The following is a 764-nucleotide window of genomic DNA, read 5'->3' as shown; positions in this document are numbered from 1 at the left end:
ACCTCAACCTGGCCGCGTAACCAGATATCGCCGTGTCCAACATCCGGGGTCAAGGCCCGTCCGCGACAGTCACCGGTCTTGGCAGGCGACGATCCGTTCGCCGCAACTTGAGTACTTGTCAGACCCACCTGACCGTCGTGTTCCAGCTTCGGGGGGACTGGCGGCGGGTCGTCCGACGGTTGTGGATGCCGCGGCTCATACAACGCTTCTCCGCAATCTCCTGGGGCTACCAATCACTCAGATCAATCGCCATGTTTCACGTGGAACGTCGGCGGACCACCGACCCGATCGATGACCGCGATCAAACGATCACGCCGCCGGAGCCGGGGGACGGGTAGGCCGGCCGACCACGACACGCGACCGGTACGCCTGCCGATGATGTCGCGAGCATCCACTCATGATCGGATCCTCGACGTGCGAGTAGAGGGGCTCCCGAGCGCCACCCACCGACCCGGACACCGCGTGCGCACAACCGCACTCTCGATCAGCTCGTACATCAAACTAGTTCCAGCAACCGCTAGCCGTGACACAGCCACATTCATCCCAGCTGCAGCGCAGGCATCGACACTGTCGGCCGGTTGTCACCGACAACACGATGAATGAACCGTAAGCCGCGGCTACATCGGTGTCCAGGTCTACGTTGCTCCGAGACGACACCATGAGCACAGCAGGCCACGTAACGCCCGGCGTAGAAACAGGGAACCGACTGTTGGCGGTCTCTGGGGGTGACGACAACGGGGTGGTGAATCGTCAACGTGTTTGCC

General features: G+C 62.4%; 1 protein-coding gene. It reads right to left on the bottom strand.

Annotated elements, in window-relative coordinates:
* Positions 1-242: 242 nt before the first annotated feature.
* Complete coding sequence (locus tag ACHIRB_RS20760; RefSeq protein WP_395117802.1) at positions 243-395, bottom strand: hypothetical protein; 153 nt, start codon at positions 393-395, stop codon at positions 243-245.
* Positions 396-764: the final 369 nt, after the last annotated feature.

Source organism: Antrihabitans spumae, assembly GCF_043944905.1.
Classification (GTDB): Bacteria; Actinomycetota; Actinomycetes; order Mycobacteriales; family Mycobacteriaceae; genus Antrihabitans; species Antrihabitans spumae.
Note: the sequence above shows the minus strand (reverse complement) of the source record. Positions and strands in the feature narration are given on the sequence as shown.